The organism is Agrococcus jejuensis (assembly GCF_007679035.1).
Taxonomy (GTDB): domain Bacteria; phylum Actinomycetota; class Actinomycetes; order Actinomycetales; family Microbacteriaceae; genus Agrococcus; species Agrococcus jejuensis_A.
Map to the genome: position 1 here is coordinate 107667 of NZ_VEFR01000003.1, position 19456 is coordinate 127122.

Here is a 19456-nt window from a genome sequence, read left to right on the forward strand (position 1 = left end):
GTCGCTCGGCGCGCCCGGCTGGACGTCATCTCGTGCCACGCACGCCGTCGCATCGCGCCGATAGCGTGGGCGCATGAGCGAAGACGTCGTCGTCGAGCGCCGCGGACGCGCGGGCATCATCACCCTCGACCGGCCGAAGGCGATGAACGCCCTCACGCACGGCATGGTGCTCGCCGTGCTCGAAGCGCTCGACGGCTGGCGCGACAACGACGACGTGCAGACCGTCGTCATCCGCGGGGCCGGCGAGCGGGGTCTGTGCGCCGGCGGTGACGTCGTGGGGCTGCGCCGCAGCATCCTCGACGGCGAGCTCGACGCGACGCTGCGCTTCTTCCACGACGAATACCGCATGGACGCCGCCGTCGCGCGCTGCCCCAAGCCCGTGGTGTCGCTCATGGACGGCGTCGTGCTGGGTGGCGGCATCGGCATCGGCGGTCACGCCTCGCACCGCGTCGTCACCGAGCGCAGCCGCATCGGCTTCCCCGAGGTCACCATCGGCTTCGCCCCCGACGTCGGCGCCTCCTGGCTGCTGTCGCGCCCCGAGGCCGGCCGCATCGGCCAGTGGATGGCCCTCACGGGCCAGCCCATCGGGGCCGCCGCCGCCATCCGCGCCGGCCTCGCCGACCACCACGTGCCCGCCGATCGCCTCGACGCCCTCCTCGCCCGGCTCGAGGGCGAGGATGCGGATGCCGCGATCGCCGCGCTCGCGACCGATGCGGGCCCCGGCGCGGGCGACGACGTGCCCGACGCGTTCGACGAGCCGACGGTCGGGGCCGTGCTCGCCGCCCTCGACGCCGGCGGCGAGGGCGACCGCGAGGTGGCGGCGCTCATCCGCACGAAGTCGCCGACCGGCCTGCGCGTCGCCGCGGAGGCGCGCCGCCGTGGCGCCGAGCTGCCTCACCTGGAGGCGGCGCTCGCGCAGGAGCTGCGCATCGTCGCGCACGCGATCACGACGCACGACCTCGCCGAGGGCATCCGCGCGCAGCTCGTCGACAAGGACCGCGACCCGCGCTGGCAGCCCGCGACGCTCGCCGAGGTGACCGACGCCGACGTCGACGCCTACTTCGCGGCGCCGCCCAGCGGCGACCTCGACCTCCCCACGCCCGCCACGACGAAGAGGAGCACATCGTGACCGCACCCGAGACCATCCAGGTCGAGACCCGAGGCCGCGTCGGCTGGATCACCCTCGACCGGCCGGAGGCGCTCAACGCCCTCAACGCGCAGATCATGCGCGAGGTCGTCGCCGCCGCGACCGCGTTCGACGCCGACCCGGCGATCGGCGCGATCGTGCTGACGGGATCGGCGAAGGCGTTCGCCGCCGGAGCCGACATCAAGGAGATGGAGTCGAAGACGAGCGTCGACTGGCTCGTCGACGACCCGTTCGGCGAGTGGCCGCGGTTCGCCGCCATCCGCACGCCCGTCATCGCCGCGGTGTCCGGCTACGCGCTCGGCGGCGGCTGCGAGCTCGCGATGATGTGCGACCTCATCGTCGCCGCCGACTCGGCGCGCTTCGGCCAGCCCGAGGTCAACCTCGGCGTGCTGCCCGGCATCGGCGGTACACAGCGCCTCGTGCGTGCCGTCGGCTACTACAAGGCCGCCGACATGGTGCTCACGGGCCGGCTCATCTCGGCCGAGGACGCGGAGCGCGCGGGCCTCGTGTCGCGAGTCGTGCCCGCCGACGACCTGCTCGACGAGGTCGCGACGATCGCGGAGGGCATCGCGGCGAAGTCGCTGCCGAGCCTCTACGCCGCGAAGGCCGCGCTCGACGCCGCGCTCGAGACGTCGCTCGCCGAGGGTCTGCGGTTCGAGCGGCACGCGTTCGCCGCGCAGTTCGACACGCACGACCAGAAGGAGGGCATGGCCGCCTTCCGAGAGAAGCGCGACCCCGACTTCACGCACCGCTGACCGGCATCCGGACGGCGTGGCAGACCGTTATCCAATCGGCATGATCGAAGCCCCATGTCTCAGGGACGAGTCGCTAGCGTGAGAGCACGCCGTGCGGGGGACAGGGGCTGCCTTCGCGACCCGGCCTGCGGCATCCGCCGTGCATCACGCAGCACCACAGCATGACAGGGAGACTCATGGCCACTGGGACCGTGAGGTGGTTCGACTCGGGCAAGGGCTACGGCTTCATCACCCCCGACGACGGCAGCGCAGACCTCTTCGCTCACTACTCGCAGATCGCCACGTCGGGCTTCAAGACGCTCGACGAGAACCAGAAGGTGGAGTTCGAGGTGACGCAGGGCCAGAAGGGTCTGCAGGCCTCCAACATCACGCCGCTCTGATCGTTCGCGTGGCTCGCGCCACGCCGATTCGCGCCGAGGGGCCGTGGTCCTCTATGCTGGTCCACGGCCCTGAAGGCCATGCGCCCGTAGCTCAACGGATAGAGCATCTGACTACGGATCAGAAGGTTGGGGGTTCGAATCCCTCCGGGCGCGCAAGAGAAGCCCCTCGCGACAGCGAGGGGCTTCGTCGTTGCCGCAGCGATCAGTCGCGCTCGACGTTCGTCGGCTCCTCGCCCTCCACGACCCGATCGAGCTCCGGCGGGCCGTCGAGCTCGGAGGTGACCGGGCCGCCGGACGCTGCAGTCGGCGACACGCTCGGCGTGCTGGGGGCGGACTCCGCCGGTCCGGGCTCGCCCGGATCGGTTGGCTGGTCGGGGTCGGGCGCCTCCGGCGCGGGCTCGGCGGCGTCGGGGTCGATCGGCAGGTCGGGGTCGGAGGCGGTGGGCTGCGTCGCGTCGGTCATGGCAGCCACCCTCCTCGTGCCGCGACGCTCGCGCGACCCCGTTGCGCTGCGTGCAGCGGGTGGGGTCCTGCGTCGGGCGTCACTCAGGCGACGCCCGTTCGGGGGACGTTTCTGCGACATGGGCAGTTCTGCCCATGGTGCACGTGGGTGGTCGCCCATACGGTGTTCGAAGCAACCTGGTGGGTTGCACCACGGGTCGCCCGCAAGGGTCCGTTGGAGAGGCCGGCCTGGCCGTCGGCCTCTCCTCACCCCGTCGCTCGCAGCGGCTCGATCCGCTGGCGGAGGCGCGTCAGCGCGCGTCGGCGATGCGCTGCAGCAGCTCGGCGGCGAGCGCCCGCTCGCCGGGCGACAGCACGGCATCCAGCCCGTCGATCTCGCCCAGCAGGCTCGCGGCCCATGCGGACGTCGACGCCTGCTCGGCGCGCTCGCCCGTGATGGACGCGAGCACGCTGTCGAGCATGCGCCCCGTCAGGGTGGGGTCGCGCTCGGCGGGCGGCGTGCCGATCAGCTGCAGCGTGAGGCCCGTGCCCGTCGCCTGCACCATCTGCACCGCCGTCGGCACGCTCACGACGAGTCGCCCGACGGCGGCGATGCGCGAGACGAGCATCGTGAGCCGGTCGTGCGCGGCGCGGGAGGCATCGGTGATGCGGTCGGGGTCGGCGCGGCCGTACATGAGGCGGTAGTGCGCGGGGTGCTCGAGGCCGAAGCGCACGTGGATCTCGTGGCCGGCGCGCAGGTCGGCGACGGGATCGTCGCCGAGCTCCATCGCGTGCTTCTGGCCGAGGTACGTCTGGAAGCCGGCGGCGGCGACGGCGTCGAGCAGGCCGTCCATGTCGCCGAAGAGGCGATAGATCGTGGGCGGCTGCACGCCGGCGGCCGCGCTCACGGCCCGGGTCGTGACGGCGTCTCGTCCGCCCTCGTCGAGCAGCCCGCTCGCCGCATCGAGGATGCGCGTGCGGGTGTCGATCGCCTCGGCCATGGATCGATGATAACGGATCCCTGCTAGCGACTTGCACATCAGCGATAGCGCGCGTACGGTAGCGACGGTAACGCCGGTGGAGCATCGGCGATCGCACCCCACGAAGGAGCACCCATGCGCATCCCCGGACGCACGATCCTCATGGCCGGCGGCACGTCGGGCATCGGCCTCGCCCTCTCGCTCGAGCTGCAGTCGAAGGGCGCGACGGTCATCGTCGCCGGCCGCCGTCGGGAGCGGCTCGACGCCATCCACGCCGAGCACGGGCTCGACGGCTACGTCGTCGACGTCACCGACGCCGCATCCATCGTCGCCCTCGCCGAGCAGGTCACGACCGAGCATCCCGAGCTCGACGCCATCGTCACGATGTCGGGCATCATGCAGCCCGAGCAGATCGGCACGCCCGGCTCGCTCGAGCTCGCCGAGCGCACGATCGCCACGAACCTGCTCGGCACCATCCGCCTCGTCGAGGCCTTCCTGCCGCACCTGCGCACGCGCCCCGAGGCGGCCATCCTCACCGTCACGTCGGGCCTCGCGTACGTGCCGCTGTCGGCGACGCCCACGTACTCGGCGACGAAGGCCGGCGTGCACTCGTACACCGAGGCGCTGCGCGAGCAGCTGCGCGAGACGAGCGTGCAGGTCATCGAGATCGCGCCGCCGCTCACGCGCACGCACCTCAACGCGGGCACGGACACCGACCACGCCCTGCCGCTCGAGGCGTTCGTCGCCGAGGTCGTGACGCTGCTCGAGACGCAGCCCGACGCGCCGCAGGTGCTCGTGGAGCGCGTCAAGCGCCAGCGCTTCGCCGTCGCGAACGGCACGTACGACGAGGTGTTCGCGGCGCAGAACCGGCGCTGACGCCTCGCACGACGACGCCCCGACCGGATGGACGGTCGGGGCGTCGTGCTGCGGCGGGAGATGTGCACGTGAGCGGGGCGGCAGGGCCACATGCGGGATGCCGCGCCGCTGACGTGCACATCTCGCGCGCTAGACGCGGGCGGCGACGATGCCGCCGTCGACGTCGATCGTCGCGCCATGCACGTACGACGCCTCGTCGCTCGCGAGGAAGCGCACCGCGTGCGCGATCTCGATCGGGCGGGCCGGGCGACCCGCCGGCGAGCCCGCCGTCATCTGCTCGAGGATCGACAGCGACTCCGCGTTGCCCGGCGTGAGCGTCGCACCGGGTGCGACCGCGTTGACGCGCACGCCAGACGGCCCGAACTCCGCCGCCCAGGCCTTCGTGAGGTGCTCGAGCGCAGCCTTCGTCGCGGGGTAGAGGGCGACGCCGGGAGTGCCGACGGCGCGCATCCACGACGTGACGTTGACGATGGCGCCCGAGCCGCGGTCCGCCATCCTCGGCGCGATGGCGCCGACGAGGTCGTGCGGCACGCGCACGTTCGTCGCGAGCAGCGCGGCGACGTCGGCGTCCGGCAGCTCGGCCGTCGCGCCGACGGGGAAGATCCCGGCGTTGTTCACGAGCACGTCGACGTGACCGCCGAGGGCGGCCGTCGCGCGGCGCGCGAACTCGCGCACCGCGCTGGGGCTCTCGCCGAGGTCGGCGACGACGACGGATGCGCGGCCGCCGGCGGCGTCGATCGCCGACGCCACGCGCTCGGCACGCGCGACGTCGCGGCCGTGCACGACGACGTGGGCGCCGGATGCGGCGAGCGCGTGGGCGATGGCCTCGCCGAGACCGCTCGAGGAGCCGGTGACGATGGCGGTGCGGCCGGCGAGGCGCTCGTCGCGCGGCAGCGATCCGAGCGCGTCGCGGTCGAGCAGGAGGTCGGGTTCGGTGGTCATGCATCCATGCTCGGCATGGGCACGACGGTTCGGTTGCCCATGCCGCGCAGGTGCTTGCCGGATCCGCGCACGGCCGCGCGAGAGGCTGCAGGGCGGTGCCTGCGCATCGCGCGTGCGTGCCTCCTCAGCGGCTCCTCGCGCGCATCCGCTTGGATGGGCGCATGGACGCGCGCATCACCGCGAGCCTCGACCGCATGGCCGAGCGGCACCGTCGGCACGTGCACGACGAGCGCCGCGCCGAGGCGTTGGGGTTGCTGCTCGCGCGCACGGATGCGCCGACGCCGCTGCTGTTCGTGCGGTATCCGCCGTGCCTGTCGATCGTGCTGTCGGGCCGCAAGCGCTCGGCCGACGACGGCTCCGATGCGACCGAGGAGTGGGGCGGCGAGCGCTTCCTCATCACCCCCGTCGACCTGCCGATGATCGCGGGCGTCGTGGAGCTGGGGGAGCGCGGCGACTTCCTCTCGATGAACTGGCGGCTCGACCCGGCGATCGTGGTCGAGGTCGCCGCCGCGATGCCGCGCCGTCGCCTCGGCGATCCCACCGCACGGCTCGGCACCATGACGCCCGAGCTGGCCGACGCGCTCGACCGCTACGTCGCGCTGCTCGATGCCCCGCAGGACGCCGCGGTGCTCGCGCCGATGCTGACGCGCGAGATCGTGCTGCGACTGCTGCAGTCCGACCAGGCGCCGCGGCTGCTCGCCGCTGCCGACCAGCTGCACGCCGACGTCGTGGGCGCCGCCATCGCGCGGCTGTCGGATGCGCTCGAGGAGCCGTGGACGCTCGACCGCATCGCGGCCGATGCCGGCACGAGCCCCGCGACGCTCGCTCGCCGCTTCCGCGCCATCACCGGGCTCTCGCCGATGCGGTACCTCAAGCGCCTCCGGCTCGGCGAGGCGCGCCGGCGCATGCTCGCGCTCGGCGACACCGCAGCGCAGGCCGGCACCGCGGTCGGCTACGTCAGCGCATCCCACTTCTCGCGCGACTACCGCGACGCCTACGGCGTGCCGCCGGCAGCGGATGCGCGCGACTGGGCGGGTGCCGCGGAGCGCGCAGCCGGGTGACGCGCGAAGGCCCCGACCGCTGCGGAGCGGTCGGGGCCTTCGACGGTCGGGTCAGATCGTGGCTGCGTCGATGACGAAGCGGTAGCGCACGTCGGACGAGAGCACGCGCTCGTAGGCCTCGTTCACCTGCGCGGCGTCGATGAGCTCGATCTCGGGTGCGATGCCGTGCTCGGCGCAGAAGTCGAGCATCTCCTGCGTCTCGCGGATGCCGCCGATCATCGAGCCGGAGAACGACTTGCGGCCGCCCAGCAGGTTGAACACGTTGAGCGAGAGCGGCTCGGCGGGTGCGCCGACGTTCACGAGCGAGCCGTTGCGACGCAGCAGGCCGAGGTAGGCGTCGATCGGCAGCTTCGCGCTGACGGTGTTGAGGATGACGTCGAAGGTGCCCGCGAGCTCCTCGAACGTCGCCTCGTCCTTCGTGGCGTGGTGCGCCGTCGCGCCGAAGCGCATCGAGTCGTCCTGCTTCGAGAGCGTCTGCGACAGCACCGTGACCTCGGCGCCCATCGCGACGGCGATCTTCACGGCCATGTGGCCGAGGCCGCCCATGCCGACGACGGCGACCTTCGTGCCCTCGCCGACGTTCCAGTGGTGCAGCGGCGAGTAGGTCGTGATGCCGGCGCACAGCAGGGGTGCGGCCGCCTCGTACGGGATCGACTCCGGCACGCGCAGCACGAAGTCGGCGTCGACGACCACGTGGGTCGAGTAGCCGCCCTGCGTGATGGTGCCGTCGCGGTCGACGGAGGCGTACGTGCCGACGTTGCCCTCGAGGCAGTAGTTCTCCTCGCCGGCGAGGCACGCCTCGCACTTCCGGCACGAGTTCACCATGCAGCCCACGCCCACGCGGTCGCCGACCGAGTGGCTCGTGACGTCGCTGCCGACCTCGGCGACGACGCCGACGATCTCGTGGCCGACGACGAGCGGGTAGGTCGTGTCGCCCCACTCGCCGCGCACGGTGTGGATGTCGGAGTGGCAGATGCCCGCGTAGGCGATCTCGATGAGGACGTCGTTGGCACCGACGTCGCGGCGCTCGATGGTGGTCTTGACGAGGGGGTCGGTGGCCGAGGTGGCGGCGTAGGCGTCGACGGTGCGCATGGCAGTCTCCCTGTGGATCTCGGATCGGGTGGCGTCGGTCGGGCCTCGTGGGCGTCGCGCCTGGTGGCGCTGCTCGACCGACGTGATCCATCGTCGCAGGGCGATGGATGCGCCGGGAGGCCTTGCGAGTACCCGGTAGCCTGCGCATCCTCGCTCGCCCGAGCATGTGCCGCGTGAATGCTCGATATGCTCAGGCGCATTGCTGCTCGCTCGCGCATCGGAGGTTCGGTGGACGTCGTCGCCGCTGACACGCTCGCCGCCGCCGTCGGTGCCCGCACGGCCGTCGGCATCGCCGCGGAGCTCGAGGTGCTCATCGGTGACGGGACGATCCCGGCGGGCTCGCGACTGCCGACCATCCGCGACCTCGCGGCCGCGTTCGGCGTGAGCGTCGGCACCGTCGCGGACGCGTGGGGCGCGTTGCGCGAGCGCGGCCTCGTCGAGACCCGTCGCCGCGGCGGCACGCACGTCGTCGCCCCCGACGCCAGCGAGTTCACCGGCTGGGCGAGCCTCGACCTGCTGCTGGCGAGCCCGGACCAGGCGCTGCAGCCGCGCATGGACGGCGCGATCGTGCAGGCCATGCGCGCACGCGGGGTGAACGCGTGGGGGCGCGAGCAGATGGTCGAGCCGCTGCGGGCGGCCGTCGCGCCGCGCTGGCCGTTCGCCGCCGAGGCGTGGATGACGGCCGGCGGAGGCACCGAGGGCCTGTGGCTCGCGACGGTCGCCGCGATCGAGCCCGGTCGTCCGGTCGCGGTCGAGGAGCCGGCGCCGCCCGGCTACCTCGCGTCGCTCGCCGACCTCGGCGTCGAGGTCATCGGCATCCCGGTCGACGACGACGGCCCGCTGCCCGATGCGCTGCGCGCTGCGCTCGACGCGGGCGCCGCCGCGTTCGTGCACCAGCCCGGCGGTCCCTTCTCGACGCGCCATGCGCTCTCGGAGGCGCGGGTCGACGAGCTCGTCGCCGTGCTCGAGGATGCCGACGCGTCGATCGTCGAGGACGACTCGCTCGGCCCGCTCTCGGCCGTACCTGTGCGCACGCTCGGCGCGGCCCTGCCGCACCGCACCATCCGGGTGCTCGCCTTCTGCCGTGCCTACGGCCTCGACCTGCGCACCTCGGTGCTCGGTGGAGCGGCGCATCTCGTCGAGCGTGCCGTGCGCGCCCGCTCGGGTGGCCTCGCATCCAACTCGCGCATCCTGCAGCACGCGCTCGCGGCGCTGCTCGTCGACCAGGACGCCGTGAGCGTCGTCGACCGTGCGCGCATCCGCTACGGCGCACGCGTCGCGCTCGCGAGCGCCGCGATGCGCGCCGCCGGCCTGCGCGTGGAGGTCGGCCCGGGCAGCCACGTGCTGTGGGTGGAGGTGCCCGACGAGTCGGCCGCCGCGATCGCGCTGTCGCGGCGCGGCATCGTCGTCGACGTGGGCGCGACGTCGTTCGTCACCGCGCAGGCGACGCAGCGCCTGCGCATCTCGGCCGCGCAGCTGCCCGAGGACGAGGCGCTGCTGGCCGAGCTCGCCGACCTCGTGGCCCGCGCGGCAAGCGGCGCGCTGCGGGTCGCGTTCGCCTGACGCGCGTCGACGCGGGTGCTTGCGCATTGCGGGCGATTCCGGGTCCTGAGGGGAATGCTCCCGTGCACGACGGAATCGCCTGCGAGACGCAACCCCGGAGGGGGCGCCTCAGCCCTCCGAGGCCGCGAGCTCGGCGCGCAGCAGGGCGCGCTCGTCGGCATCGATCGCACCCGAGCGCAGCGTGGGCGCCGAGCCGATGAGCAGCCGCGTGTAGGGATGCGCGGGCGCGTTCACGACGCGCGACGTCGGGCCGTCCTCGACGATGCGCCCCTGGTGCAGCACGAGGGTGCGGTCGGTGACGCCCGCGACCGAGCCGAGGTCGTGGCTGATGAACAGCAGCGTGACGTCGCTCGCCCGCAGCGACTCGAGCAGCCGCAGCACCGCGACGCGGTTCGCGGAGTCGAGGGCGCTGACGGGCTCGTCGAGGATGAGCACGCGCGGCTTCGTGATGAGCGCGCGCGCGATCGCGATGCGCTGCCGCTGCCCGCCCGAGAGCTCCGACGGGAAGCGGTCGGCGAGCGCGGGGTCGAGGTTGACGCGGCGCAGCTCCTCGGCGACGCGCTCGCGCACCTCGGGCCCGGCGACGCCGCGGATGCGCAACGGCTCGCCCACCGAGTCGCCGACCCGGTGGTCGGGATCGAGGCTGCGGAGCGGATCCTGGAAGACGTACTGCACGGCACCCTCGCGCCGCAGTCGCCGCCACGCGCCAGCCGAGCGCCGCACGAGCTCGTGCCCGTCCACCTGCACGCTGCCACCCGACGGGCGCACGAGCCCGAGGATCGCGCGCGCGATCGTCGACTTGCCCGATCCCGTCTCGCCGATGAGCCCCACGGCCTCGCCCGGCCGCAGCCGGAACGTCGCGCCACGGATGACGTGCTGCCTCGCCGTGCCCCTGCCGAGGTGCACGTCGAGGTCGCGCACCTGCAGCACCGAGTCGCCGCTCATGCCGCCTCCCCCTCCGTCGTGAGGAACCGTTCGAGGCCGTAGCGCTCGTGCTCCTCGACCAGCAGTCGCGTGTACTCGTGCTGCGGATCGCGCAGCACCTGCCGCGCGGATCCGTGCTCGACGACGACGCCGTCGCGCAGCACGAGCACGTCGTCGCACAGCTGCGCCACGACGGCGAGGTCGTGGCTCACGACGACGAGCGACAGGCCCGTCCGCTGCTGCAGCTCGACGAGCAGGTCGAGGATCTCGGCCTGCACCGTGACGTCGAGCGCCGTCGTCGCCTCGTCGGCGATGAGGATGTCGGGCTCGAGCGCGATGGCGCCGGCGATGAGGATGCGCTGCAGCATGCCGCCGGAGAGCTCGTGCACGTACTTGTGGACGACGACCTCGGGGTCGCGCAGGTGCACGGTGGCGAAGAGCTCGAGCACGCGCGCGCGCACGGCCCGCCCGCGCAGCCCACCGCGCACGCGCACGACCTCGGCGATCTGCCTGCCGACGGGGATCGACGGGTTGAGGTACGAGCCGGGGTCCTGGAAGACGGCGCCGATGCGGGCGCCGCGCAGCGCCTGCCAGCCCTTGGCGTCGAGCGTCGAGACGTCGTGGCCGAGCAGCTCGATCGAGCCGCCGGTGACGGCGAACAGCTCGGGCAGCACGCCGAGCACGGCGCGGCAGGTGAGGGTCTTGCCGCTGCCGGACTCGCCGACGATGCCCAACGCTCGGCCGCGCTCGAGCGTCGCCGAGACGCCGCGCACGACGTCGACGCCCGTCGACACGTCGCCGATGCGCACGTCGCGCAGGGTCAGGAGTGCCTTGCTCATCGCGTGCCCCTCTCGGATGCGGTGTCGGATGGGTCGGATGCGGATGCGACGGAGACGGGTGCCTCGGAGGCGGCGGACTCGCTCGGCACGCATACGGCGCCCTCGGCGTCCCGCTCGCTGGGCGTCGGCGGCGACGGCACGGACGGCGCCACGGCGGTGCCGGTGCGCCCGAGCCCGCCGCGCGCACGGTGCAGCAGCGCTCTGCCGGACGCGCCCGATGCATCCCTGATCGCGTCGGCGAGCAGGTTGAACGCCCACACCGTGAGCATGATGAGCACGGTCGGGAAGAGCGGCGCGTACGGCCGGTAGCCCAGATAGCCGAGGTCGGAGGCGAGCACGCCGCCCCACGTCGGTGCGGGCGGCTGCACGCCGATGCCGAGGAACGTGAGGCTCGCGACGACGACGAGGCCGGCACCCATGGTGTTCGCGAGGGCGACGCCGATGGGTGGCAGCACCTTCGCGATCACGTGCCTGCGCACGATCCACCACGTGGAGGCGCCCGCCAGCTGCGCCGCCTCGGCGTACTGCGCGCCGACCGCCTCGAGCGCTGCGGCCCGGGCGACACGGTAGAAGATCGGCGACACGAGCAGGCCGACGGCGAGCATCGCCTGCGTGATGCCATTGCCGAGCAGCGCCGTCATGGCGACGGCGAAGACGAGGAACGGCAGGGCGATGAGCGTGTCGACGACGCGCAGGGTGAGCCATTCGAAGACGCGGCCGAGATAGACGGACAGGATGCCGGGCAGCGCGCCGACGACGAGGGCGATGACGGTGACCTGCACGGCACCGAGCACGCTCACGGGCGAGCCGGCGAGCAGCCGAGAGAGCACGTCGCGGCCGAGGTAGTCGGTGCCGAGCCAGTGCGCGGCGCTCGGTGCGGCGAGGATGTCCGACGTGTTCTGCAGCGGGTCGTACGGTGCGAGCGTCGGGCCGAGCGTCGCGAGCACGAGCACGCCGAGCAGGATGACGCCGGCGATGCGCGCGGAGCGCAGGCGCACGATCGTCGCGAGCGGCGACGCGCCGCGGGCCGAGACGGGCGGGGCGGATGCGGTGGCGGTCATCAGAATCCCCTCCTCGAGGCGGGCGAGAGCCTGCCGAGCACGAGGTTCACGAGCACGTTGAACGTGACGACGAGCACGACGGCGATCACGAGCACGCCCTGCACCGCGGGCACGTCGCCGCGCAGCGCCGACTCGCTCGCGAAGACGCCGTAGCCGGCGAGGCCGAAGACGGCCTCGGTCACGACGGCGCCGCCGAGCAGGTTCGGGAACTTCATGCCGAGGATCGCGATGGCGGGGCTCGCGCCGTTGCGCAGCACGTGGCCGTAGAACACGCGCCGCGGGCTGAGGCCGCGCACGAGCGCACCCGTCACGTAGTTGTCGCGGTACGCCGAGACGAGGCCCGTGCGCAGCTGACGCGCGACGTCGGCGATCGTGTCGAACGACAGCGCGAGCGCGGGCAGGATGAGGTGGCTCAGCCACGGCCCGAAGCCGGCCGCGAACGGCAGGTAGCCGGCGGAGGGCAGCCAGCCGAGCGACACCGAGAACACGGCGACGAGCGCGATGCCGACGACGAACGGCGGCATCGTCGAGATGATCGTCGTGAAGGCCGTGACGCCGCGGTCGAGGAGGCTGCCGCGGAACCTCGCAGCCAGCGAGCCGAGCGCGAAGCCCACGACGACGCCGATGACGAGCGCGATGCCCGCGGCCGACAGGCTCACGACCGCGCGACCGGCGAGCAGCTCGCTGATCGACTGGCCGTTGTACCAGGACGTGCCGAGGTCGCCGCGCAGCACGCCGCCGAGCCAGTCGACGTACTGCACGAGGAACGGCCGGTCGAGGCCCCACTCGTGCTCGAGCTGCGCGACCGCCTCCGGCGTCGCGTTCTCGCCCAGCTGCACGTAGGCGGGGCTGAGCCCGCTCACGATGCCGAGGGCGAAGGTCAGGAACGTGCCGAGCAGGAACACCGGCACGAACACGCCCGCGATCTGCAGGGCGCCCACGCCGATGCGCCGGGCGCGCAGGCCCGCGACGCTCGTGGCGCGTGCCGGCGCGGCGGTGGCCGAGAGGCTCGCCGGGCGGGCCTCGAGCCGTGCTGTCGTCGTCATCGCATCCTCCTCGTCATGCCTCGAGCCGCACGCCGGTCCAGTGGATCTGGCCGGGGATCTGCGGCAGGTCGCTCAGGCCGCGCTTCGCGAACAGGTTCGGCAGCGAGAACGTGAAGATCGTGCTCGTCGTGCGCACGCCCGCCGCCGTCGCCGCCTGCAGGTTCGCGGGGTAGTCGGGGGAGTCGAGCGGCGTCTCGCGCGCGAGCTGCACCGCCGCGAGGAACTCGGGCGACGCGACCCCCGACAGGTTGAGGGGCCCGGCCTCGCCGAAGTGCGCCGTGAGCGTCTGCACCGGCGACTCACGCCCGGTCGTGCCGTACGTCGACAGCGCGAGCTGCTTGCCGAAGAACGGCTCGTTCCAGTTCGGGTCGACGCGGATCGACACGTCGATGCCGACGGCGCCCAGCTGCCGCTGCAGCACCTCGTGCTGCGGCTCGTCGGTCGAGACGACGAGCTCCACGGCGAGGTCGCCAGGCCCGTAGCCCGCGCCCTCGAGCAGCTCGCGCGCCCGGTCGGCGTCGAACGGCCACGGGTCCTCCACGTCGGCGCTCCACGCGACGTAGCCTTCGGGGAACGGCTGCGACGTCGGCGCCCCGTACCCGAAGGTGAGGGTGTCGACGAGCTCCTGCCGGTCGATGGCGTACCTCGCCGCCTCGAGCACGATCGGGTCGTCGAACGGCGTCTTCGTGCCGTTGACCGACAGGTTGGATGCGTTGAACCCCGGGTGCACCGTGACGTCGAGGCCCGCGGCCTCGGCAGCCTGCGCCTGCGCAGCCGGGATGTCGGCGAAGTCGTAGACGCCGGTCTGCAGCGCGGACACGAGCGACGACGCCTCGATGCCCCACGACAGCTCGACGCGCTCGATGTGGATCTCGTCGGCGCGGTAGAAGTCGGGGTTCCTCTCGAGATGCACGTGCGACTCCGGCACGAGCTCGACGACGCGGAACGGGCCGGCGCCGACGGGCGCCGCCGTGAGGTCGTCGGGGGCGACGGCGGGGCTCGTGATCTGCGCGACGCGGCGGCCGAGCAGCAGCGGGATCTGATGGTCGACCTGCGTGAGCGTGAGCCGCACGTCGGTGTCGGAGTCGGCCACGGCATCGGCGATCGACGTGAGGTCCCCGGCGATCGCCGAGTCCTCCTGGCCCTTCGCGCGCAGGATGTAGGCGGCGACCGCGGCGGCGTCGAGCGGCGTGCCGTCGGTGAAGACGAGCCCCTCGCGCAGGTGGAACGTCACCGACGTGCCCGCCTCGTCGTACTCCCACGACTCCGCGAGCCCGGGCTGCACGACGCCGTCCTCGTCGATCTCGGTGAGCGACGCGTACACGAGCGACAGCTGGTTGAACTGGAAGCCCGAGCCCTGCACCACCGGATCCCACGACCACGGCTGCGAGCCGGCCGCCCAGCGCAGCGTCGTCGACGCCGTACCGCCGCCACCGCCGGCAGCGGGCGCGCATGCGGCGAGCGTCAGGATGGCGCCCGCGCCGACGAGGCCGAGGAAGCCGCGTCGATCGACGAGGACGGGAGGGAGTGCGCTCACGGTGTGCTCCTGCGTGATGGTGCGGATGAGGGAGGGGTCAGGCCGCGATGGCCGCGCGGCGCGCGACCGAGTGCCGGTTCTCGGGGATGGGCAGGCCGAGGTTGCCGCGCAGCGTCGTCGCCTCGTACTCGCGGCGGAGGACGCCGGTCTCCTGCAGGATCGGCACGACCTCGTCGGTGAGGCGCGCGAACTGGCTGGGCGTGCGGATGTGGATGTTGAAGCCGTCGACGGCGCCCTCGTCGAGCCACTGCGTGAAGATGCGCGCGACGGTCTCGGCCGAGCCGACGAACGGCGAGCGCTTCGGCGCCGAGATGGTCTCGACCACCTGGCGCAGCGTGAGCCCCTGCTCGCGGGCGAGGCGCTTGATGGCGTCGGCGTTCGTCTTGAACGAGCGATCGCCGAGGTCGCCCAGCTCGGGGAACGGCGCGTCGAGGTCGTGCTGCGAGAAGTCGTACCAGCCGAACGGCCGGCCGAGCTGCGCGAGCGAGCGGTCGAAGTCGGCATCCTGCCTGCCGATCTCGGCCTCGATCGCGCGTGCGTCGTCGTCGGTGTCGCCGACGACGACCGAGATGCCGGGCACGACGAGCACCGTCTCGGGGTCGCGGCCGTGCGCGACGGCCCGGGCGCGCAGGTCGTCGCGGAAGGCGCGACCGGCCTCGATCGAGCCCTGATGCGTGAAGATGCCCTCGCCGATCGCTCCGCCGAGGTCGCGGCCCTGATCGGAGTCGCCGGCCTGGAAGATCACGGGCTGGCCCTGCGGCGAGCGCTGGATGTTGAGGGGCCCGTGGACGCGGAAGTGCTCGCCCACGTGCTCGACGGCGTGCAGCCGTGTCGGGTCGAGGAAGACGCCGCGCTCGCGATCGCGGGGGAAGGCGTCGTCCTCGTACGAGTCCCACAGCTCCTGCACGAGGCGCACGTGCTCGAGGGCGCGACCGTAGCGCTGCCCGTAGTCGAGGTGCTCGTCGCGACCGAAGAGGCCCGCGGTGCCCTCGTCGCCGCTCGTCACGACGTTCCAGCCGGCGCGGCCGCCCGAGATGAGGTCGAGGGATGCGAAGCGGCGCGCGACCGAGAACGGCTCGTCGTAGCTCGTCGAGAGCGTGCCGATCAGACCGATGCGCTCGGTCGCCACGGCGAGGGCCGAGAGCAGCGTGAGCGGCTCGAGGCGGTTGAGGTAGTGGGGAGGCGAGTCGGGGGTGATGAACTGGCTGTCCACGATGAACACGTGGTCGAACCTCGCCCGCTCGGCGGCGCGCGCCTGCTCGACGTACCAGCGCACGTCGACGCTCGCGTCGCCGGGGATCTCGGGGTCCTTCCAGGCACCGTGGCTGCCGGGGCCGCCCGTGCCCACGAGCACGGCGCCGAGTCGCAGTCGTCGACGTTCGGTCATGGTCGTCTCCCAACGGGGTCGGTGTGGCGCGCAGGTCGCGTCGAGGTGTGGCCCACTGCACCACGGATGTGCTCGGCGCGGGCCAGTGTTGCCGTTTGTTTCGCGTCTCGTGTTCGGTATGTTCAGCGCAGGATCGACGCGATGATCGCCTGCGGCGTCACGCGTCGTGCATCCGCGAGCGTCGATCGCAGGAGCGGCGCGACGCGCGTGCCGAGCAGCTCGAGGCTGCGCGCGAACGCGTCGCCGGCGGGGTCGAGCACCGTCGTCGCGAGCACGTCGGTCGCCGCCGATGCCGCGGGGTCTGCGAGCAGGCTGCGCACGACGTCGTCCGGCGTGCCGACGTGGAGGTTGGCGTCGTCGACGTACCGCTCGACCGTGCGGTCGGCGGACAGCAGGTGCGGCCTGCGCGACCGGTCGTCGTCGATGGCCGCGAGCGCGTCGTCGCGGCTGTCGGCAGCGACGACGACGCGCGAGACGCCGATGCGCGGCTCGACGCCGTCGGGGAGCGCGTCGAGGTACGCGTCGACGAGCGTGCGCTGCACCGCCCCGACGTCGGCGCCGGGCACGCCGGGCACGACGCGGTGCAGCAGCAGCCCATCGCCCGCCCTGCCTGTCGCGATCGCCGTGGCGACCGAGCTCGTCGCCTGCCAGATGCGCCGCCGCAACGTGCCCGTGGCCGGGTAGATGCCCACGTCGTCGGGCAGGCCGCCGCCCTCGAGCAGCTCGCGCAGGCGAGCGAGCGCATCCGCGTACACCGCCTCGCGATCGTGCTCGTCGAGGCCGTGCGCCGCGAACGCCTGCGCCGAGAATCCGCCGCCGTTGCTCTTGCCGACGCCCAGCTCGAGCCGGTGGTCCGCGAGCCAGTCGACCTGCGCAGCGGTCTGCGCGACCTGCAGGGGGCCGCTGAACGCGAGCGGGATGACGGCGGTGCCGAGCCGGATCGTGCGCGTGCGCTGCGTCGCGGCCGCGAGGAACGAGAGCCCCGAGGGGGTCGCGATGCCCGAGAGCTGACCCTCGGCGATCCAGAAGCCGTCGAGGCCGAGCGCCTCTGCTCGCTCGACGGCGGCGAGGGCGCTCGCGTACTCGGTCGCTGGGTCACCGAGCGCGGCGGGCACGAGGAACAGGCTGATGCGGGGAGTGGTCACGGGAGGCTCCGTTCGGTGGCCGTGAGCGGCCCCTCCAGGCTGCGACCCGATCCGCTCGGTCGGTGAGCGTGGTGAACATAGTTCGTAACACGTCGTTCGTGTTCGGCACGATGTGAGCACCGATCCGCACCCCGCGGACCTCACCCGTCGAAGGAGCTCCACGATGGACGTCGACCGCCGCACCGTGCTCACGCTGCCGCTCATGGCCGCATTCGGAGGCCTCGTGCTCTCCGCGTGCGCGCCCACCTCGCAGGCGAACGGCGGCCTCGCGACCGTGCGCTGGGGCGTCACCGCGCTCAACGGCAACTGGGATCCCATCGTCACCGGCGCGACCGGCGCCACCATCACGATGACGCCCATCTACGAGTCGTTCCTGCTGCGCGGCGCCGACGGCAGCCTGTCTCCCGCTCTCGCGGAGGGCTACGCGTACGAGCCGGCGGGCGATGCCGTGACCTTCACGCTCAAGCGAGGACTCACGTTCCACGACGGCTCCGCCGTCGACGCCGCGGCGGCGGTCGCGTTCATCCAGCGCGCGCAGCAGCAGGAGGGATCGGCGCTCGCGGGCTCGTACCGCAACATCGTCGGCGTCGAGGCGCTCGACGAGCAGCGCTTCCGGCTCGCGCTCGGACAGCCGGACCATCAGATCCCGTACCTGCTGTCGAACCGCGCCGGCCTGCTCACGAAGCCGGTCGCCGCGGGCGACGAGGCCGCGCAGCTCAACGCGACGCTGCCGGTGGGGGCGGGGCCGTTCCGGGTCGTCGAGCTCGTGCCCGAGGACCGCATCGTGCTCGAGCGCTTCGACGGCTACTGGAACGCCGCCGAGATCCACGTCGACCGCATCGAGATCTCCGGAGGCAACGAGGACGCGATGCTCGTGTCCGGTCTGCGCACGAGCGTGTTCGACTTCGCGTCGATCTCGAACCTGCGCATCGACGAGGCAGAGCAGGCCGGCCTCGACGTCATCGAGGACCTCGCCACGAACTGGGTCACGAGCTTCGTGAGCCTCAACCTCAACCAGGCGCCGTTCGACGACCCGGCCGTCGTCGAGGCCGTGCGCTACGCCATCGACCGCGACGCGTTCGTGCAGAACCTCACCGCGGGCCACGGCGTCGCCGTGCACCAGCCGTTCCCGCCCGGGCACGTGACGTTCGTCGACGAGCTCGAGCAGGAGTTCACCTACGACGCCGACCGCGCCCGCGACATCCTCGCCGACGCCGGCTACGCCGACGGTGACCTGTCGATCACGATCCACCCGTTCACGGGCGGCGAGGTCGCGGCCGAGATCCTGCAGGCGCAGCTGGGCGAGATCGGCATCGCCGCGACCATTCAGGTCGACGCGAACTGGGGCGCGGGCTACTTCGGCAAGACGTACGGCATCGCGACGTACGGGTACGTCGGCCGCGACAGCCACGTGCAGGCGCTCACCGAGCACTTCGACACCGGCGGCGTGCTCAACCTCTCGTCGCCGTACACGTCGCAGCCGTTCCAGGATGCGCTCGCCGTCGTGCGCGCGACGCCGCTCGACGACCCCGCGTACGGGGAGCGGCTGCGCGCCGCGGCTGCCGCTGGGTATCGCAACGGGTCGACGATCGCCCTGTACTCGTCGCCGAATACGTGGGCGAAGCAGCCGACGATCTCCGACAGCACCGAGACGATCGAGGGTCGCCTCGGCTGGACGGGCGTCGAGGTGACCGAGGAGGGCTGAGGCGCGGCCGCGGGTCGGAGGCGGTCAGCACCTCCGACCCGCCGCAGGCAGGTCACGACCAGGCGACCGCCACGTCGAGCACCCACGTGATGCCGAAGCGGTCCTGCAGCATGCCGGAGAGCGGCGACCACTGCGACGGCTCGAGCGGCGAGACGATCGTGCCGCCCTCGGCGAGCACCGCCCACGCGGCGACGAGCTCCTCGGCGTCCGTGCCGCGCGCTGACACGAACGACGGTGCGACGCCCGGGTGGTGGTCGCGCTCCGCCGGCACGTCGTACGCCATGATGCGGAAGCCCGACGGCGCCTCGACCTGGCCCCAGCCGACGAGGTCGGCCTCTGCGGGATCGGTCGTGCCGTAGGACTGCGCGTGCGTGACGATCGAGAGGTCGCCACCGAAGGCGTCGCGGTAGTGCTCGAGGGCGGCCCTCGCGGTGCCGCGGAAGTTCAGGTGGGGCGTGATGGCGATGGACATGGATGCTCCTGACGTGCGGCCCAGCGGGATGCTGCGGCGCTGGACACGACCATCCTCGGAGTGGCGGTCAGATCCTGTCCTCTACTTCGAGCATCCTCGGAGC

At 72.9% G+C, this 19456-nt stretch carries 19 protein-coding genes and 1 tRNA gene; 8 read left to right on the plus strand and 12 right to left on the minus strand.

What is annotated here, in order from left to right:
* Positions 1-73 precede the first annotated feature (73 nt).
* From FS793_RS10940 to FS793_RS10955, 4 genes are all read left to right on the plus strand, one after another.
* The gene (locus FS793_RS10940) at positions 74-1129 is read left to right on the plus strand and encodes an enoyl-CoA hydratase/isomerase family protein (RefSeq protein ID WP_144720553.1); all 1056 of its coding nucleotides are present in this window, start codon (positions 74-76) and stop codon (positions 1127-1129) included.
* Complete coding sequence (locus FS793_RS10945; RefSeq protein WP_144720554.1) at positions 1126-1902, plus strand: enoyl-CoA hydratase-related protein; 777 nt, start codon at positions 1126-1128, stop codon at positions 1900-1902. Before FS793_RS10940 ends, FS793_RS10945 begins: the two co-directional genes overlap by 4 nt.
* 176 nt (positions 1903-2078) lie before the next feature.
* A complete protein-coding gene (locus FS793_RS10950) occupies positions 2079-2282 on the plus strand; it encodes a cold-shock protein (RefSeq protein WP_092504831.1) in 204 nt (67 codons plus the stop codon).
* A gap of 80 nt (positions 2283-2362) precedes the next feature.
* Positions 2363-2435, plus strand: a tRNA-Arg gene (locus FS793_RS10955).
* A gap of 49 nt (positions 2436-2484) precedes the next feature.
* Here FS793_RS10955 and FS793_RS10960 read toward each other — a convergent pair.
* Together FS793_RS10960 and FS793_RS10965 are read right to left on the minus strand one after the other, a co-directional pair.
* Complete coding sequence (locus FS793_RS10960; protein ID WP_144720555.1) at positions 2485-2745, minus strand: hypothetical protein; 261 nt, start codon at positions 2743-2745, stop codon at positions 2485-2487.
* A gap of 289 nt (positions 2746-3034) precedes the next feature.
* Positions 3035-3724, minus strand: a complete 690-nt coding sequence (locus tag FS793_RS10965) for a TetR/AcrR family transcriptional regulator (RefSeq protein ID WP_144720556.1) — start codon at positions 3722-3724, stop codon at positions 3035-3037.
* Between the two features lie 114 nt (positions 3725-3838).
* On the opposite strand from FS793_RS10965, the gene FS793_RS10970 reads away from it, so the two are divergent.
* Positions 3839-4579 (plus strand): SDR family oxidoreductase, encoded by a 741-nt coding sequence (locus FS793_RS10970; RefSeq protein WP_144720557.1) that lies wholly within the window; start codon positions 3839-3841, stop codon positions 4577-4579.
* A 129-nt stretch (positions 4580-4708) separates the two neighbouring features.
* Here the strand turns inward: FS793_RS10970 and FS793_RS10975 are convergent, their stop codons facing one another.
* A complete protein-coding gene (locus FS793_RS10975) occupies positions 4709-5521 on the minus strand; it encodes an SDR family NAD(P)-dependent oxidoreductase (RefSeq protein WP_144720558.1) in 813 nt (270 codons plus the stop codon).
* Between the two features lie 161 nt (positions 5522-5682).
* Between FS793_RS10975 and FS793_RS10980 the strand changes: the two genes are divergently transcribed.
* The gene (locus FS793_RS10980) at positions 5683-6582 is read left to right on the plus strand and encodes an AraC family transcriptional regulator (protein WP_144720559.1); all 900 of its coding nucleotides are present in this window, start codon (positions 5683-5685) and stop codon (positions 6580-6582) included.
* Positions 6583-6633: 51 nt separating this feature from the next.
* Here the strand turns inward: FS793_RS10980 and FS793_RS10985 are convergent, their stop codons facing one another.
* Positions 6634-7674 (minus strand): NAD(P)-dependent alcohol dehydrogenase, encoded by a 1041-nt coding sequence (locus FS793_RS10985; protein ID WP_144720560.1) that lies wholly within the window; start codon positions 7672-7674, stop codon positions 6634-6636.
* A 228-nt stretch (positions 7675-7902) separates the two neighbouring features.
* Here FS793_RS10985 and FS793_RS10990 point away from each other — a divergent pair, with 228 nt between their 5' ends.
* Positions 7903-9237 carry an aminotransferase class I/II-fold pyridoxal phosphate-dependent enzyme gene (locus FS793_RS10990; RefSeq protein WP_186329460.1) on the plus strand — a complete coding sequence of 445 codons (1335 nt, stop codon included), beginning with the start codon at positions 7903-7905 and terminating at the stop codon, positions 9235-9237.
* A 108-nt stretch (positions 9238-9345) separates the two neighbouring features.
* On the opposite strand, the gene FS793_RS10995 is transcribed toward FS793_RS10990, so the two are convergent.
* The 7 genes from FS793_RS10995 to FS793_RS11025 form a co-directional block, all read right to left on the minus strand.
* Positions 9346-10182, minus strand: a complete 837-nt coding sequence (locus FS793_RS10995) for an ABC transporter ATP-binding protein (RefSeq protein WP_144720562.1) — start codon at positions 10180-10182, stop codon at positions 9346-9348.
* Positions 10179-11000 (minus strand): ABC transporter ATP-binding protein, encoded by an 822-nt coding sequence (locus tag FS793_RS11000; RefSeq protein WP_144720563.1) that lies wholly within the window; start codon positions 10998-11000, stop codon positions 10179-10181. Before FS793_RS11000 ends, FS793_RS10995 begins: the two co-directional genes overlap by 4 nt.
* Positions 10997-12061: an ABC transporter permease gene (locus FS793_RS11005; RefSeq protein ID WP_144720564.1), complete on the minus strand. Its 1065-nt coding sequence runs from the start codon at positions 12059-12061 to the stop codon at positions 10997-10999. Before FS793_RS11005 ends, FS793_RS11000 begins: the two co-directional genes overlap by 4 nt.
* On the minus strand, positions 12061-13107 hold the full coding sequence (locus FS793_RS11010; protein ID WP_144720565.1) for an ABC transporter permease: 1047 nt from the start codon (positions 13105-13107) through the stop codon (positions 12061-12063). The genes FS793_RS11005 and FS793_RS11010 overlap by 1 nt, the downstream gene beginning before the upstream one ends.
* Positions 13108-13120: 13 nt before the next feature.
* Positions 13121-14644, minus strand: a complete 1524-nt coding sequence (locus FS793_RS11015; protein ID WP_186329461.1) for an ABC transporter substrate-binding protein — start codon at positions 14642-14644, stop codon at positions 13121-13123.
* A 37-nt stretch (positions 14645-14681) separates the two neighbouring features.
* Positions 14682-16031: an LLM class flavin-dependent oxidoreductase gene (locus FS793_RS11020; protein WP_144720566.1), complete on the minus strand. Its 1350-nt coding sequence runs from the start codon at positions 16029-16031 to the stop codon at positions 14682-14684.
* Between the two features lie 122 nt (positions 16032-16153).
* Positions 16154-17176 (minus strand): LLM class flavin-dependent oxidoreductase, encoded by a 1023-nt coding sequence (locus tag FS793_RS11025; RefSeq protein ID WP_186329462.1) that lies wholly within the window; start codon positions 17174-17176, stop codon positions 16154-16156.
* Positions 17177-17339: 163 nt separating this feature from the next.
* Between FS793_RS11025 and FS793_RS11030 the strand changes: the two genes are divergently transcribed.
* A complete protein-coding gene (locus FS793_RS11030) occupies positions 17340-18881 on the plus strand; it encodes an ABC transporter substrate-binding protein (RefSeq protein WP_144720568.1) in 1542 nt (513 codons plus the stop codon).
* 52 nt (positions 18882-18933) lie between these two features.
* Here FS793_RS11030 and FS793_RS11035 read toward each other — a convergent pair whose 3' ends face one another.
* Positions 18934-19353 carry a VOC family protein gene (locus tag FS793_RS11035; RefSeq protein WP_144720569.1) on the minus strand — a complete coding sequence of 140 codons (420 nt, stop codon included), beginning with the start codon at positions 19351-19353 and terminating at the stop codon, positions 18934-18936.
* Positions 19354-19456 lie beyond the last annotated feature (103 nt).

Excerpts from the sequence above, each read along its gene's own strand:
- FS793_RS10940 (WP_144720553.1), top strand. The coding sequence starts at position 74 with ATGAGCGAAGACGTCGTCGTCGAGCGCCGCGGACGCGCGGGCATCATC.
- FS793_RS10950 (WP_092504831.1), top strand. The coding sequence starts at position 2,079 with ATGGCCACTGGGACCGTGAGGTGGTTCGACTCGGGCAAGGGCTACGGC.
- FS793_RS10960 (WP_144720555.1), bottom strand. The coding sequence starts at position 2,745 with ATGACCGACGCGACGCAGCCCACCGCCTCCGACCCCGACCTGCCGATC.
- FS793_RS10965 (WP_144720556.1), bottom strand. The coding sequence starts at position 3,724 with ATGGCCGAGGCGATCGACACCCGCACGCGCATCCTCGATGCGGCGAGC.
- FS793_RS10970 (WP_144720557.1), top strand. The coding sequence starts at position 3,839 with ATGCGCATCCCCGGACGCACGATCCTCATGGCCGGCGGCACGTCGGGC.
- FS793_RS10975 (WP_144720558.1), bottom strand. The coding sequence starts at position 5,521 with ATGACCACCGAACCCGACCTCCTGCTCGACCGCGACGCGCTCGGATCG.
- FS793_RS10980 (WP_144720559.1), top strand. The coding sequence starts at position 5,683 with ATGGACGCGCGCATCACCGCGAGCCTCGACCGCATGGCCGAGCGGCAC.
- FS793_RS10985 (WP_144720560.1), bottom strand. The coding sequence starts at position 7,674 with ATGCGCACCGTCGACGCCTACGCCGCCACCTCGGCCACCGACCCCCTC.
- FS793_RS10995 (WP_144720562.1), bottom strand. The coding sequence starts at position 10,182 with ATGAGCGGCGACTCGGTGCTGCAGGTGCGCGACCTCGACGTGCACCTC.
- FS793_RS11000 (WP_144720563.1), bottom strand. The coding sequence starts at position 11,000 with ATGAGCAAGGCACTCCTGACCCTGCGCGACGTGCGCATCGGCGACGTG.
- FS793_RS11005 (WP_144720564.1), bottom strand. The coding sequence starts at position 12,061 with ATGACCGCCACCGCATCCGCCCCGCCCGTCTCGGCCCGCGGCGCGTCG.
- FS793_RS11010 (WP_144720565.1), bottom strand. The coding sequence starts at position 13,107 with ATGACGACGACAGCACGGCTCGAGGCCCGCCCGGCGAGCCTCTCGGCC.
- FS793_RS11020 (WP_144720566.1), bottom strand. The coding sequence starts at position 16,031 with ATGACCGAACGTCGACGACTGCGACTCGGCGCCGTGCTCGTGGGCACG.
- FS793_RS11030 (WP_144720568.1), top strand. The coding sequence starts at position 17,340 with ATGGACGTCGACCGCCGCACCGTGCTCACGCTGCCGCTCATGGCCGCA.
- FS793_RS11035 (WP_144720569.1), bottom strand. The coding sequence starts at position 19,353 with ATGTCCATCGCCATCACGCCCCACCTGAACTTCCGCGGCACCGCGAGG.